The organism is Pectinatus haikarae (genome assembly GCF_015732185.1).
GTDB lineage: Bacteria > Bacillota > Negativicutes > Selenomonadales > Selenomonadaceae > Pectinatus > Pectinatus haikarae.
This window is the reverse complement of sequence record NZ_WIQM01000016.1, coordinates 73379-87167: the sequence shown is the minus strand read 5'-3', so window position 1 is coordinate 87167 and position 13789 is coordinate 73379. Positions and strand designations below refer to the sequence as shown.

General features: G+C 36.6%; 13 protein-coding genes and 1 tRNA gene. 6 read left to right on the top strand and 8 right to left on the bottom strand.

The annotated features are described in order from the left end of the window. Positions 1–24 precede the first annotated feature (24 nt). The 3 genes from argJ to I6758_RS11040 all read right to left on the bottom strand — a co-directional run bounded on the left by argJ (position 25) and on the right by I6758_RS11040 (position 3171). Positions 25–1230 (bottom strand): bifunctional glutamate N-acetyltransferase/amino-acid acetyltransferase ArgJ, encoded by a 1206-nt coding sequence (gene argJ / locus I6758_RS11050; RefSeq protein ID WP_196605327.1) that lies wholly within the window; start codon positions 1228–1230, stop codon positions 25–27. A gap of 33 nt (positions 1231–1263) precedes the next feature. After that, the gene (argC, locus tag I6758_RS11045; RefSeq protein ID WP_196605326.1) at positions 1264–2298 is read right to left on the bottom strand and encodes an N-acetyl-gamma-glutamyl-phosphate reductase; all 1035 of its coding nucleotides are present in this window, start codon (positions 2296–2298) and stop codon (positions 1264–1266) included. Positions 2299–2583: 285 nt separating this feature from the next. Next, positions 2584–3171, bottom strand: a complete 588-nt coding sequence (locus tag I6758_RS11040) for a hypothetical protein (RefSeq protein ID WP_196605325.1) — start codon at positions 3169–3171, stop codon at positions 2584–2586. A gap of 167 nt (positions 3172–3338) precedes the next feature. Here I6758_RS11040 and I6758_RS11035 point away from each other — a divergent pair. The 5 genes from I6758_RS11035 to I6758_RS11015 all read left to right on the top strand — a co-directional run bounded on the left by I6758_RS11035 (position 3339) and on the right by I6758_RS11015 (position 6680). Continuing rightward, positions 3339–3413, top strand: a tRNA-Cys gene (locus I6758_RS11035). A 277-nt stretch (positions 3414–3690) separates the two neighbouring features. After that, complete coding sequence (locus tag I6758_RS11030; RefSeq protein WP_196605324.1) at positions 3691–4413, top strand: amino acid ABC transporter ATP-binding protein; 723 nt, start codon at positions 3691–3693, stop codon at positions 4411–4413. 105 nt (positions 4414–4518) lie between these two features. After that, positions 4519–5358, top strand: a complete 840-nt coding sequence (locus tag I6758_RS11025; RefSeq protein WP_231038650.1) for a transporter substrate-binding domain-containing protein — start codon at positions 4519–4521, stop codon at positions 5356–5358. Further along, positions 5358–6029, top strand: coding sequence for an amino acid ABC transporter permease (locus I6758_RS11020; RefSeq protein ID WP_196605323.1), 672 nt, complete (start codon positions 5358–5360; stop codon positions 6027–6029). Before I6758_RS11025 ends, I6758_RS11020 begins: the two co-directional genes overlap by 1 nt. A 3-nt stretch (positions 6030–6032) precedes the next feature. After that, on the top strand, positions 6033–6680 hold the full coding sequence (locus I6758_RS11015; protein WP_196605322.1) for an amino acid ABC transporter permease: 648 nt from the start codon (positions 6033–6035) through the stop codon (positions 6678–6680). 99 nt (positions 6681–6779) lie between these two features. Here the strand turns inward: I6758_RS11015 and I6758_RS11010 are convergent, their stop codons facing one another. Together I6758_RS11010 and I6758_RS11005 are read right to left on the bottom strand one after the other, a co-directional pair. Continuing rightward, positions 6780–7334: a flavoprotein gene (locus I6758_RS11010; protein WP_196605321.1), complete on the bottom strand. Its 555-nt coding sequence runs from the start codon at positions 7332–7334 to the stop codon at positions 6780–6782. Positions 7335–7610: 276 nt separating this feature from the next. Then, entirely contained in the window at positions 7611–7922 is a 312-nt protein-coding gene (locus I6758_RS11005; RefSeq protein ID WP_196605320.1) for a hypothetical protein, read from the bottom strand. A 403-nt stretch (positions 7923–8325) separates the two neighbouring features. Here I6758_RS11005 and I6758_RS11000 point away from each other — a divergent pair, with 403 nt between their 5' ends. Continuing rightward, a complete protein-coding gene (locus I6758_RS11000) occupies positions 8326–8748 on the top strand; it encodes a hypothetical protein (RefSeq protein ID WP_196605319.1) in 423 nt (140 codons plus the stop codon). Positions 8749–8825: 77 nt separating this feature from the next. Here the strand turns inward: I6758_RS11000 and rfbD are convergent, their stop codons facing one another. The 3 genes from rfbD to I6758_RS10985 all read right to left on the bottom strand — a co-directional run bounded on the left by rfbD (position 8826) and on the right by I6758_RS10985 (position 13449). Then, positions 8826–9677 carry a dTDP-4-dehydrorhamnose reductase gene (rfbD, locus tag I6758_RS10995; protein ID WP_196605318.1) on the bottom strand — a complete coding sequence of 284 codons (852 nt, stop codon included), beginning with the start codon at positions 9675–9677 and terminating at the stop codon, positions 8826–8828. A 184-nt stretch (positions 9678–9861) separates the two neighbouring features. Next, positions 9862–11157, bottom strand: coding sequence for a dicarboxylate/amino acid:cation symporter (locus I6758_RS10990; protein WP_307222597.1), 1296 nt, complete (start codon positions 11155–11157; stop codon positions 9862–9864). A gap of 573 nt (positions 11158–11730) precedes the next feature. Continuing rightward, positions 11731–13449 (bottom strand): diguanylate cyclase, encoded by a 1719-nt coding sequence (locus I6758_RS10985; protein ID WP_196605317.1) that lies wholly within the window; start codon positions 13447–13449, stop codon positions 11731–11733. Between the last annotated feature and the right edge of the window lie 340 nt (positions 13450–13789).

Here is a 13789-nt window from a genome sequence, read left to right as displayed (position 1 = left end):
GAAAATTCCACAACAGCCAACTCCTCAGGTATGATATTCACCATTTATCTTAACATATTCATAGGAAAGATCGCAGGTCCATACAGTGGCATCGGTAGAACCGAGGCTGAGGTCTATATCGATGATAATGTCATGTTCTGCCATGATTTTCTGCAGGGCTTTTTTATCAAAAGAAGCTCCTGTACCGTTTTCATAAACTGTTATATTACCGAATTTTACCACGGTTTTTTCCGGTATCATATTAGCATCGGCATAACCTGCAGCGCAAAGAACACGTCCCCAATTTGGATCCTGACCGAAGAAGGCTGTTTTTACCAAAGGAGAGTTTGCTATGGACATGCCAATTTTTTTTGCGTCTGCAAAATTTTCAGCATTATGAATATTAATTGTCAGAAACTTAGTGGCGCCTTCTCCATCAGCGGCGATTTTTTGAGCCATTTCACAGCAAAGTTCGGATAATGCATCATAAAAGATCTTAAAATCTGCATCATTTTTAACAATTTTCTTGTTTCCGGCCTGTCCGTTGGCAAAAATCACTGCCATGTCATTTGTGCTCATATCCCCGTCTACCGAGATCATATTAAATGATTTTTCTACTATCTCAGAAAGAGCGAGCTGGAGGCGAACCTGATCTATATTGGCATCGGTGGTAATAAAGCACAGCATTGTTGCCATATTGGGCTGGATCATTCCGGCACCCTTGGCAATAGCACCGATGCGGACTTCCTTACCGTCTATGATCATGCTGGTAGTCAACGACTTTATATAAGTATCGGTAGTTATAATGGCACTTGCTGCAGCTTCACTTCCGTCAGCCTTGAGTACAGCAGCAGCAGTTTTTATGCCTGTTTGGATTTTATCCATGGGCAGCGTGACGCCTATTACGCCGGTAGATGCGACTACAACGTCATCCGGTTCTATGCCAAGCTGAGATGCTGTTAATTCTGCAGTTTTTTTTGCATCATCCATTCCCTGCTGACCCGTGCAGGCATTAGCACAACCGGAATTGGCAATAATTGCTCGTGCACTGCCGGAGCTGACTACTTTTTTTGAAACATAAACAGGTGCGGCGGCAACCTTATTCTGGGTAAATGTGCCGGCTACAGCTGCGTCGTTATCGCTTACGATAAGAGCCAGATCAGGGTTGCCGCTTTTTTTTATACCTGCTTTTATTCCAGCGGCTTTAAATCCCTTCGCATATGTTATACCTGCCTTGTCTTCTTTTAACATTAAAAAACCTCCTAAATATGTTGTTTATATCAATTAAGGGTATATCGGTGTCATCAGCAATCCAGTATTTTCTTCAAAACCACAGGCAATGTTGAAATTTTGCACGGCTTGTCCTGCTGCACCTTTGACCAGATTATCAATAGCTGACAGCACGATTACGCGGCCGGTCCTTTCATCAATATGCCAGCCTATATCACAAAAATTGGAGCCGCGAACATTTTTTGTGGTAGGGTATGTACCTCGGCCAAGAAGACGAATAAAAAACTCTGAACCGTACGCTTTAATAAAAGCATCGTCGATTTTTTCATAAGCTGTACCGGCAGTTAAATTTGCATAACAGGTGCTTAAAATACCGCGTGACATTGGGAGCAGGTGCGGCGTAAAATTGAGAATGATATGTTCTCCCGCCAGAGAAGAAAGTTCCTGTTCTATTTCCGGTGTGTGTCTGTGTGAAGAGACCGCATATGCTTTAAAACTATCATATAGCTCAGGAAAATGATTCGCAAGTTTTGCTGAACGCCCTGCCCCGGACACACCTGATTTGGCATCGATAATAATTGTGGACGGGTCTATCAAACCTTCCCTTACCAACGGTGCAAGAGCCAATATACTGGCTGTAGTATAACAACCGGCATTGCCTATTATTTTTGCTGTTTTGATTTCTTGTCTGTGCAGCTCGGCAAGCCCGTAAACACGGGCAGCATTTTTGTGTGTATGTTTTACTCTGTACCATTCCTCATAAACAGCTGTGTCCGTGAAACGATAATCGGCACCCAAATCTATGATACGCGTATTTTGATTTTCAATTGTTTTACCGACTTGCATGGCATGACCATGCGGCAGACAGATAAAAAGGAAATCACTTTCGGCGGCGATTTGTTTGATATTATCCATGCTTATAAGAACCTGATCATAGATACCGCGCAGATGCTCATATATGTCAGATATTTTTTTACCTGCGCTGCTCTCTGATGTCAGATATGCTATATCAGCTTCTGGATGATTGTGAAGTATGCGCAGCAATTCAACTCCTGCATAACCGGTAGCGCCTATTATACTGACCTTCATACGATAAATCATCTCCTTATTTGCTAATTACCTTATAATTATACATCTTTTATGCATAAAAGTGCAACATGGTTATTGATAAATCTTTTAAAAACTTCTATAAAAAGGGCCGTTGCATAAATTATCATCTATGCAACGGCCTTTTTATATGACAACACTCATAGGAGAGTCCATATATGACAATCTTTCGTCTATTACAGACAATTTTAAGCTGATGTACAGCTATCAAAATATGATGAATTTTAAATTTTAGTGTGAAAAATTTTTACCCAAGCTACCTGCCTGTTATTTTTTAGTTTTAGAATCGTCTTTATGCTGCTCTTTTATAGAATCAGATAATCCTTTATAGAAAAGTTCATTAAAGGATTTATATGAATTTATATTGTTGTCACCTTGACCGCCGCCTATGACTCTGTAAGAGTACAGATATGAGCTCGTCTTAGAAGAGTAAAGATCGTAAAACAGCACGACACGGCTGTCGTTGGCAATAGTAACTACAAGATATGCATCGGCATATTTGGCCGCATTTTCTTTGAACAGCTTTTTCGCCGTATTTCTATCACTAGTTTGTAAATCAATACCGGATTCGTTTTTCATATTTTCAGCAATTACTGAATAGGGTATTATGGTAATATTCTTCAAATCTCTGGAATCAAAGCCGGTCTGGGCAATTAATGCTGTCACAGCGTCCGGAGCAGGTCCAGTTTTTGTCTGAATGTAATTCGGTGCAGCAACAGCAATGGAATGAATAGAAGATAAATCAAAGGATTCATCCATTAATGAGGCCTTGGTTGCAGGCATAGCAAATACTGCAGAGAGTGAAACAAAGAGAGACAGCACTGTTAAAGTCAACATTCTTATTGTATACTTCAAAAAAATACCTCCTAGTATAGTTTTTATTGAGTTCATTTGCTATAATTAAGTATAACTATTAAATTATATGGCGTCAATTAATTATGAAGAGAATAGGCAAATTGAAATGAAAGAAAAAAAAGATTGACAATACGAGAAAAATTATATATAATGATACACGTTCTAGTGGCGACATAGCCAAGTGGTAAGGCAGAGGTCTGCAAAACCTTTATTCCCCAGTTCAAGTCTGGGTGTCGCCTCCATACAGTATATATAAGAGAGAAGAGCAGTCTTCTCTCTTTTGTATTATCTTTACGGATTTTCATTTTTCTTTATTAATAATATATAAACTTTATATTTGAACAGTATGCATTTTTTAATAAAAAACAGTGATATTTATTAATATATTTAACATATATGAATGTGTTGACAAAATATATTTAATGATTTATACTTATTCCATACTTAAGCAATGGCGCTATGGTCTGTATTCGACCGCGGCGTTTTTTTTTATACTTTTATAGAAAAGGAGGATAAAAAATGATACATTTATCAGGCGTTAATAAGTATTTTGGCAATAATCATGTTCTTAAAGATATAAATCTGCACGTGAAACCGGCAGAAAAAGTAGTAGTTATCGGCCCAAGCGGGTCAGGAAAAAGTACAATGATACGCTGTATCAATCAACTGGAAAAACCCGATAGTGGAGAAGTAACAGTTGACGGCATTAATCTTATGAAATCGAAAGCCCAGTTAAAAAAAATACGGCAGGAAGCGGCAATGGTTTTCCAGCAGTTTAACCTGTATCCGCATAAAACTGTCTTGGAAAATTTAACCATAGCACCTATTCTGGTTCAGGGAAAAAATAGAGATGAGGCTGAACAGTCCGGGCTGGATTTTCTCGCCAGAGTGGGTTTGAAAGATAAAGCAAGTGCTTATCCTTCACAGCTTTCCGGTGGGCAGCAACAACGTGTGGCCATTGCACGGGCCCTTAATATGCATCCTAAAATAATGCTTTTTGATGAACCGACATCAGCACTTGATCCTGAAATGATAAAAGAGGTTCTTGATGTTATGGTCGGTTTGGCACACAGTGGTATTACTATGGTGTGCGTAACACATGAAATGGGATTTGCACGTGAAGTGGCTGATCATGTAATTTTTATGGCCGACGGACAGATCCTCGAAACGGGAACGCCGTCAGCTTTTTTTGATAATCCTCAGAATGAAAGAGCTCAGCAGTTTCTCAGCAAAATTTTGTAGGGTCATTATTTTGAGTTTGTTGTTTCGATTATCGAGTAGATTTGGCTAAGAAACTTATCTTAAAAATATGAAGGATAATAATTTTAATTTGGGAGGGTAATAGTTATGTTTTTATCAAAGAAAAAATTAATGGTTTTAGCTCTGACTGCAATTACAGGATTGTCTTTACTGGCCACGGGCTGTGGAAGTGAAGACTCGGCCTCCTCTTCATCAGCTTCTTCGTCAGCAGCATCGGGTGATATTATGAAAACAATTAAAGACAGAGGCTATATTAAAGTAGGCAGCAAAGTAGATGTTCCTTTGTTCGGGTATAAAAATCCCGATAGTGGTGAATTGGAAGGTTTTGAAATTGATTTGGCAAAAGCTATTGCCAAAAAAATATTCAATGATCCTTCAAAAATTGAATTTACGCCTGTTGTAGCAAAGACACGCGGGCCATTACTGGATAGCGGTGAATTGGATACTGTTATTGCTACCTATACAATAAATGATGAACGCAAAAAGCAATATGATTTTAGTATGCCATATTATACCGATCCTGTGGGACTATTGGTAAAACAGTCAGATAATATCAGCTCTATTAAAGATCTCAACGGTAAAACTATTGCTGTTCCTCAGGGAGCAACGACAAAAAAAGCAGTAGAAGATGCGGCGAAGGCTGCCGGTATAGAGGTCAAATTTGCTGAATTTCCAACCTATCCGGAATGTAAGGCTGCTTTGATGTCTGGACGTGCTTCGGCTTATGCTATGGATACGTCAAATCTCGCCGGTTATATTGATGATCAAACAAAAATTCTTCCGGATAAATTTGCACCGCAGGAATACGGCGCGGCAACTAAAAAAGGAAATGAAGCATTAGCTAAAATTATTAATGATACAGTAAAAGAAATGAAAGATTCCGGCGAATTGGATCAACTTCTTGTGAAATGGAAACTTAATAAATAATGGATGTCAACAATCCTTTTGCACTATATAAGTGGCAGGCATTATTCGATGCACGGGAGCTTTTTATTGACGGACTTACTACAACTCTGGAAGTGACAGTGGGGGCACTTGTCCTGTCAATATTATTGGGGATAGTTTTTGGTATCGCCGGCGTTTTTCCCAATAGGGTTATTCGGGCACTGAATCGTGTATATGTCGAATTTTTTCAGAACACGCCACTGGTCATACAAGTTATCTTTATTTATAATGCTTTACCGCATATTCACATAGTGATGCCGGTTTTGCTGATCGGAATCATTGGCGTTGGCGTTTATACGGGAGCATATATGGCGGAAGCTGTACGCGGCGGCATCATGTCTGTTTCCAAAGGGCAGCTTGAAGCAGCTATGTCACAGGGATTCAATTACTGGCAGGCTATGTGGTATATAATCCTGCCGCAGACAAAGAAGGTAATGCTGCCGGCTATGGCCAATCAGGCAATCAATCTTGTAAAGAATACATCGGTGCTGGCTATGATAGCAGGTGGTGATCTGATGTATCAGGCAGACTCATGGTCGGGAAGCAATATGTACTATGGACCTGCATATTTTACAGCAGGAGTATCATACTGGATTATATGTTTTCTTCTGAGCAAATACATCAATAAGCTGGAAAAGAAAGCTGAGGTGTGATGAATGGCAGAGTTATTTGAAGCGAATAATTTTTTATTTTTAATGGGTGGGTTTAAAGTCACCTTGGAAATTGGCTTCTTTTCCATAATATTCAGTGTTTTGCTCGGCACGATGATCGGTATAGCCAGATACTTGAAAATACCCGTATTAGCACATATAGCGGGTATTTATGTGGATGTCGTACGAAACATACCTTGTCTTTTATGTGTGTTGATTGCGCGGTTCATGACACCGCTGCCGCCGACCATGTCGGGCATACTGGCTATGTCTGTATTCACAGGGGCCATCATGGCGGAAATCGTGCGCGGCGGTATAAATTCCGTGTCGAAGGGGCAGTTTGAGGCGGCTCTTTCTCAAGGGTTCAGCAGATGGCAAATAGTATATCATATCATTTTGCCGCAGGCATATCGTAATGTAATCCCTCCTATGGTTTCTCAGTTTACCACGGTGATAAAAGATTCTTCTTTTGTGTGGGCAGTGGGAACGGAAGAGCTTACAGGACGAAGCATGATTTTGATAGGCCGGTATAGCGATACCAGCCACTTGTTTGCGATCATGGGCTGCGTTGCATTAATATACTTTATCTTGAATTACAGTTTATCTTTGCTTGCCAGATGGGAGCATAAGCGTTTAGCTGCAAAAAGTTATTGATTTTCTGCAAAACATATCTGATATAAAAAAGATTTTCCTTCTCCTAAAAAGAGATAGAAAATCTTTTTTTGCTGATATCAGATAATAACATTCTACATATTAGATAGTTAGACAGTATTTTTCGATTTCATCTATTATGTCCTGAGGCGGCAGAATTTTTCCCTTCTTTTTATCTTCATCAGGTTCTATAAATTTATAATGAGTGTCATATTTTTTCAAACGGAGAATATTTTCCTGCATTATAGGATTTTTATACATGACAGGATTCATGCATGGTGCTATAAAAATAGGGGACTCACAGGCCAGCAGCATGGTCGTGAGTGTATCATCCGCGATAGCACAGGAAAGTTTGCTTATAATATTGCCTGTTGCCGGAGCAATTATGGCAATATCGGCCAGCTTGGATAGTGGTATATGAGATGAACTCATCTCGGTCAATTTTTCCCACATATCAGTTTCTACTTTATTGCCGGAAGCTCTTTGAAAACTTACGGGTGATAAAAACTTTAAGGCACTTGCTGTCATTACTACATGAACATCCGCACCTGCCTGCTTCAATCTTGTCACTGTCTCTACACTTTGCCATACGGCGTTGCCCCCACTTACAGCAAAAAGTATATGTTTCCCTGTAAGTGAGCTTTCCTGTTTTAGCATGAAAATCCCCCTCAAAATTTACATATTAATATCTCTTAAAATATTAATATTAATTATAGCGCTTTTATAATTTAAAGACAAAGACAACGCATGTCAGGTAAAGCTTGTATCAGCCTTATATTATTGCTGTGTTTTATAGGACATCAATAATTAGATTCAGGATTTTTGCATAATTTCGGTATTATTTAATCTTTGTTAATGAAAATTCTCAATAAAAAAATAACAAGATTCGGATTTTATTATCCAAATCTTGTTATAAAAGCAAGGAGAGTATTATTATCTTAAATTACTGCTCATATTTATGAACGGATCTCTTTCTAAATCATTATCAATCTTATAAGCTTTAACCACATTACCGTCAACTTTTGTATATGCTGTATTATTATCAACCCAGCTTTCATAAATATGACCATTAATTTCTTTCTTGCTGTAGGAAGTAGGATTATTGTCAACTGTCCTGTAAATACCCTTTTCGCTGCTGCTCATATTGGTTATCGCAAACGGTGCATCAACGGGGTTAGCATGAGTTACTCCTGTAAAAGCAACTCCAAGAAGAATAGCTGATAAAGCAAATATGTTTTTTTTCATTATAAACAACCCTTTCTAGTACTTATTAATTATTTTTTATTATCAGGTAACTTTTTATCTATGACATTATAATACTATCTTACGATATAAAAGTAAAGTAGTTATTTTTATATTATTATATATAAAATAGATACTATTAAAGATTTAACAAGGGATGTTTTTTTTTAAATGTTTTAGATTATTTATTAATATAGATGTGATATGTAATTTATATGATTTTTGATGACAAGGATAAAACAATATAAATTGATATTTACCGCAAAAATGAGAATAATATTATGTCAATAATATCCTAGCGGTCAAATTAAATAAATATGTAAATATCTCTTAAATTTTTTTGCAAATTGACGATAGTATTTATAGGGTTTCAATGAATGTTATACATAGTGAAAGAAGGTAAGGGATGTCTATTATTAGCAATGTATCAAATAGTTTGCTATCAACATTGTTTTCAGACAGTGCATCGTCATCTGAAACCACCAACAAAAATTCTGCGGCGGCTGGTGGGACCGATACGAAGACTTCATCAAATGATACATCTTCAGCAACACAAGAGCTGGATGAATATGTTTCCTCATTACAAATGCAGAATGCTTCTTTGGCAAATTATTTATCGGATAATGACACTACCAGCTCGGATCTTTATAGTGTCCTGACTTATGGACAAGATGCCAAGATCCAAAATATAATTCAGAAAATATCTTCTGAACAGACTTCTTCTGATACAAGTTCATCTTCCGTGCCTGCTTCCGGTGTATCAAACGCCGAAAAATCAGCCGAATCATCATCTTCCGATGATAGCACATCGTCAGACGGTAAAGAATGACTGTCTGACCAAAAAACACTGTACTAAAATCATTGATTTTAGTACAGTGTTTTTTTGGTATAATTTGATAAGTTTTTTTATTTTTCTAAGTTTATTTCTTTTAAATATCTTTGCAGTGCATCATGCCAATCAGGTAATCTGCGAAATCCGGCATCGTCCAGAGATTTTTTACTCAATCTTGAATTCAGAGGTCGTCTGGCCTTGGTTGGATATTCTGCTGACAACTGACCGATAACGGCTGTATTAACGGCTGCTTGCCTAAATATTTCTTCGGCAAAGTCTTTCCATGAACAGATACCCTCATTAGTGGCATGATAGGTTCCGTATTTATTGCTTAATACCATATTGCATAATAAGACGGCTAAATCAGCGGTATAAGTTGGTGAGCCGATCTGGTCATTTACTACTCTGAGTGTGCTGTGATTTTGAGCCAAATTCAGCATTGTACGTATAAAATTATGTCCCTTTATGCCAAAAACCCAAGACACACGTACTATAAAATGATTTTTCAGCGTATTGCGCACAGCTGATTCACCATCCAATTTTGATTGCCCATAAACATTCACAGCAATTTTTTTATCGTTTACCTCTTGAAAATGATCACCTGTACCGGTAAAAACGTAGTCAGTGCTTATATACAGCATTTTTGCATTAATTGTTTTGCAGATTTCAGCTATCGTGCGTGTTGCCGTGACATTTATCTGACGGCAAAGCTCCGGTTCGTCTTCAGCTTTGTCCACAGCAGTATACGCAGCGCAGTGAATGACCGCATCAGGTTTAATTTTTTCTATGAAGCTTACAATAGCTGCTTGATTTCTTAAATCAAAATCATCTCTTACCGCTCCATAATATTCAATATTTTTTTCTTTGAGCTGCCGGCAGACATCAAAACCCAGCTGTCCGGTACAGCCTGTAACCAATACTTTCATTTTTTCACCTCAAAATATTATACATATAATTAAATTCGCCGTTTTTATTTCTTATCCTTTGCATTGAAAACGAAAAAAACCTGTAGGCATAGAATTGCCAGGCAGGTTTTTGTGATGTTTATAAACCGTCTATTGTAGGCGGCAGTTTATATATTGCACTGAAGTATATGTTTATAACCCCAAATCATTTTATTGCCATTTTATGTTCTGCAAATTTTTTGCTGTCGCAGGCAACTTCCTGCATTTTACTGTAATCTATCTCTTTTTCCCATTCAGCTACTACAAATGTAGCAATTCCGTTGCCAATAAGGTTTGTCAGAGCACGTCCCTGGGTCATAAAACGATCAACTCCGAAGATAAGCGCTAAGGCGCCAACAGGTATGGAAGGCATACTGGTCAAGGTTGCGGCAAGAACTATAAAACCACTTCCTGTGACACCCGACGCGCCTTTTGAAGTCAGCAGTAAAACCGCTATAATAGTTGCTTCCTGCATGAATGTTAAATCAGTATTCGTTGCCTGAGCTAAAAATATTGCTGCAATAGTAAGATAGATCGATGTTCCGTCAAGATTGAAAGAATAACCTGTCGGAATAACAAGTCCGACAATGGATTTTGAACAGCCAAGCTTTTCTAATTTTTCCATCATGCGCGGTAAGGCGCTTTCCGAAGAGGCAGTGCCGAATACTATAAGCAGTTCATCTTTAAAATAACACAAGTATCGCCAAAAATTTATTCCTGCCCATCTGGCTATCGGACAGATTACAAATAACAAAAATAAGAAACAGGCAAGATAGAAAGTCCCTAAAAGCTTGAGCAGGCTGCCCAGCGATTCTATACCATATGCGCCAATCGTAAAAGCCATAGCGCCAAAAGTTCCGATCGGTGCGAGTTTCATAATAATGTCTACAATCTTAAAAAAGGTATGGGAAACATCGCTGATTATTTGCAAAAGAGGTTTTCCCTTTTCCCCCATTTTAGATAATGCCCAGCCGAAAATTACAGAAAAAAGCAATATCTGTAAAATTTCGCCTTTAGCGAAAGCATCAACTACTGTATTCGGGATTATATTCATAAAAAACTGCCCGACAGAATGAGCTTGAGCTGCCTGTGCATACATTGATACAGAAGAAGCATCAAGTGTAGACGGATCAATATTCATCCCTTTGCCTGGTTTTAAAATTTCAACTAATAAGATACCAAAAAAGAGAGAAAATGTTGTGACCGTTTCGAAGTATAGAAGAGCCTTTCCGCCTACTCTGCCTACTTTTTTCATATCCCCCATGCCTGCAATGCCACAAACAATGGTACAGAATATAATCGGTCCAATAATCATTTTTATTAATTTTATAAATGCATCGCCAAGCGGTTTCATATCCGTACCAAGCGTTGGATATAAATACCCGAATAAAATACCTAATATGATTGAAATCAATACCTGAAAATGAAGAGATTTGAAAAAACTTCTGCTCAAAATGATCATCCACCCTTCTCCAATATAAAAACTCAGAATCCTATTATTGGATTCATTTATCTGATTCCTTTTTATCATGATTGCTATTACATTTTGTTATTATACTCCAAAATAGTGAAAAATACCATACTATTGTTTTACTTACTGCTGCCTTTAAATATGTTCCAAAATTAAAAAAATATGTGGCAGCTGAACAGAGCGGCAAAATATAAAAAAACTTGGTTAAAAAGAAGAAAAATGCAGGAACAGCAGTCTTATTTCCGCATTTTTTAAACATCAGTAAATAAAAAAAGCATCGAATCAAATTAACTTTTAAATATTTGCGTAAAATTTTATGGAAAAGAATAGATAAAGAAAAAAATTTTATCAAATTATTAGTATTACAGAGAAGAATAGGTTTTAGACATTTGATAAAACAGCGATAAATTCACTATTATTGTTATTCCTATACAAAAAAACTGCCGGTATTAACCGGCAGTAAAGAGGAGTGGCTCGAGCAATAATATTATACTAGTAATATATCATTTATTAAATAAAAAGTCAAATTGTTAGTAAAAGATAACCTATGTCCAAGAAAAATATTTATGACTTGACTATCATATTTTCATTCTCATGATGTGTGAAGATATTATAGAAATTAAAATCATGTCTGACAATATGACCAATGACGACCTCCTGCACTAAATATTTTGCAACATTTATAGGTTCAAGATTATTATCATTATAGTTCTTGAGCAGTTTTAAAGTTTTGGTTACAAGTTCGGCATGGACATTTTTGTGGTCTTTATAGTTCTGATATTTATAATCTTTGAGTATTTCTTCTTCTCTGTCGAAATGATCAACTATCTCTTGGGCAAATTCAATAAGAAGATTATCCATTTCTTTTTTCTTATTTTTATCAAAGCACAGATAAATGAATTTATTTAACATTCCGATCAATTTACTGTGATCTGCATCGATTTTGTCATTGCCGCTTTTGAAAAAAAGGCCCCACTCGATCGTCATAGGTTTGTCTCCCTGTACCATATGCAGTTCAGCGTTGCTTACTACCTTATTGCGTCCTGTCAGTTTTGCCAGATATAATGAATGATCCAGCCTTCTGAACAGTATTTCTCTGTCATCACCTTTCTGCCATTGTGCTACACCTATACTAACGGTTATCTGCCTTATACCGTTGAAGCAATGTTTTTCTATGACCTCTCTTATCTTTTCGGCAACTTCTGTGGAAGACTCTACTGTTGCATTATCCATCAAAATAGTAAATTCCTCGCCGCCCCATCTACCGATAATATCAGAATTTCTTAGATTTTCTTTTAGAACCTTGGCAAGTTCTCTAAGAACATAGTCACCTTTTAAGTGACCATATTGATCATTAACAGTTTTGAAATGATCAATATCCATTAATATAAAAGAAAATGGTAAATCAGCAGCCAAATTTTCTTTTACTTTTTTTTCACATATTTTTGCAAAATAAGCGCGATTATATAGAGTTGTCAAGCTGTCCCTTGTAGCCATATCAAAAAGCTGGTCATTTTTTATGCTTATTTCTCTTTGGAGATAATAATGATTTATGCAAGAACTTATCCTGGCCATAAATATTTTCATTTCTAAAGGTTTTAATATAAAATCATTGGCACCAATACTCAAACAGTGTGCCAAGATATTTTCATTAGTATAAGCTGTCATTAGGATGATCATTGCATCTTGATTTTTTTCTCGTATGTATTCAATAATATCGTCTCCGTCATGCTCAGGCAGAACCAGATCAATAAGAAAAAGTTCATAGTCCATTTTCTGCTGTAAGAATTCTGACGGACTTTGATAATAAGCGACATTATTAATCCCATGCATATCAAAAAAGACACGCATGATTCTGAGCGTAAATTGACTGTCATCAAGCACAGCAATATGAATTTTTCGTATCAGATCTATATTTCCCGTTTCTTTTTGAATAGTTTTGAGATATTTTACAAAGCGGCTGCTGTTGAATAATTCTTTTTCGAAATATCCCATTATTCCCATATTGAAACATTTCTTTTTTATCCGCAGATCTTTTTTGGATGTTATAACAATAATGGGCGGGCAAATAAAATCTCTGGAGATAATGACACGAACAGATTCATTGTTTAGCATCCAATCAATATCTTCATCGATGACCAGCAATCCCGTTTTTCCAGTATCAAATTTTTCAAAAACTTCGTTTGTGGATATTGCCCTTTTATAGGTAAAACCATTTTTTTGAGCAATATTTTTTATCTTTTCTGAAAAAAGCTTATCACTATCAAGATGTAATAATTGCATTTTCTCCTCCGTATTTCTATAAAAGGCAAAATAAAATTTAACCGATGATCAAATTCCTATATCACTTACTTTTTTAATAGAATCGGTTTAGTAAAAAGGCAGTTTCATTCTGTGAAAGATAATCCCTAAAATTCAAATATATTCAAAAATCCACTCGGAAGGGGAATATATCTATCATTTTTATAATAATATCATACATTGGAGATAATATAAACGTAAATTATGAATTAATTGCCAAATTTTTTTGATTTTGAAGAATGGTATAAATAGTGTATTATGGTTTAATTGCTGCATATCTTACATATTTTATATATTATGTTTAACAACCCTTTGGGATGTT

Coding starts and splice junctions, on each gene's coding strand:
- argJ (WP_196605327.1), bottom strand. CDS start 1,230: ATGTTAAAAGAAGACAAGGCAGGTATAACATATGCGAAGGGATTTAAA.
- argC (WP_196605326.1), bottom strand. CDS start 2,298: ATGAAGGTCAGTATAATAGGCGCTACCGGTTATGCAGGAGTTGAATTG.
- I6758_RS11030 (WP_196605324.1), top strand. CDS start 3,691: ATGATACATTTATCAGGCGTTAATAAGTATTTTGGCAATAATCATGTT.
- I6758_RS11025 (WP_231038650.1), top strand. CDS start 4,519: ATGTTTTTATCAAAGAAAAAATTAATGGTTTTAGCTCTGACTGCAATT.
- I6758_RS11020 (WP_196605323.1), top strand. CDS start 5,358: ATGGATGTCAACAATCCTTTTGCACTATATAAGTGGCAGGCATTATTC.
- I6758_RS11015 (WP_196605322.1), top strand. CDS start 6,033: ATGGCAGAGTTATTTGAAGCGAATAATTTTTTATTTTTAATGGGTGGG.
- I6758_RS11010 (WP_196605321.1), bottom strand. CDS start 7,334: ATGCTAAAACAGGAAAGCTCACTTACAGGGAAACATATACTTTTTGCT.
- I6758_RS11005 (WP_196605320.1), bottom strand. CDS start 7,922: ATGAAAAAAAACATATTTGCTTTATCAGCTATTCTTCTTGGAGTTGCT.
- I6758_RS11000 (WP_196605319.1), top strand. CDS start 8,326: ATGTCTATTATTAGCAATGTATCAAATAGTTTGCTATCAACATTGTTT.
- rfbD (WP_196605318.1), bottom strand. CDS start 9,677: ATGAAAGTATTGGTTACAGGCTGTACCGGACAGCTGGGTTTTGATGTC.
- I6758_RS10990 (WP_307222597.1), bottom strand. CDS start 11,157: ATGATCATTTTGAGCAGAAGTTTTTTCAAATCTCTTCATTTTCAGGTA.
- I6758_RS10985 (WP_196605317.1), bottom strand. CDS start 13,449: ATGCAATTATTACATCTTGATAGTGATAAGCTTTTTTCAGAAAAGATA.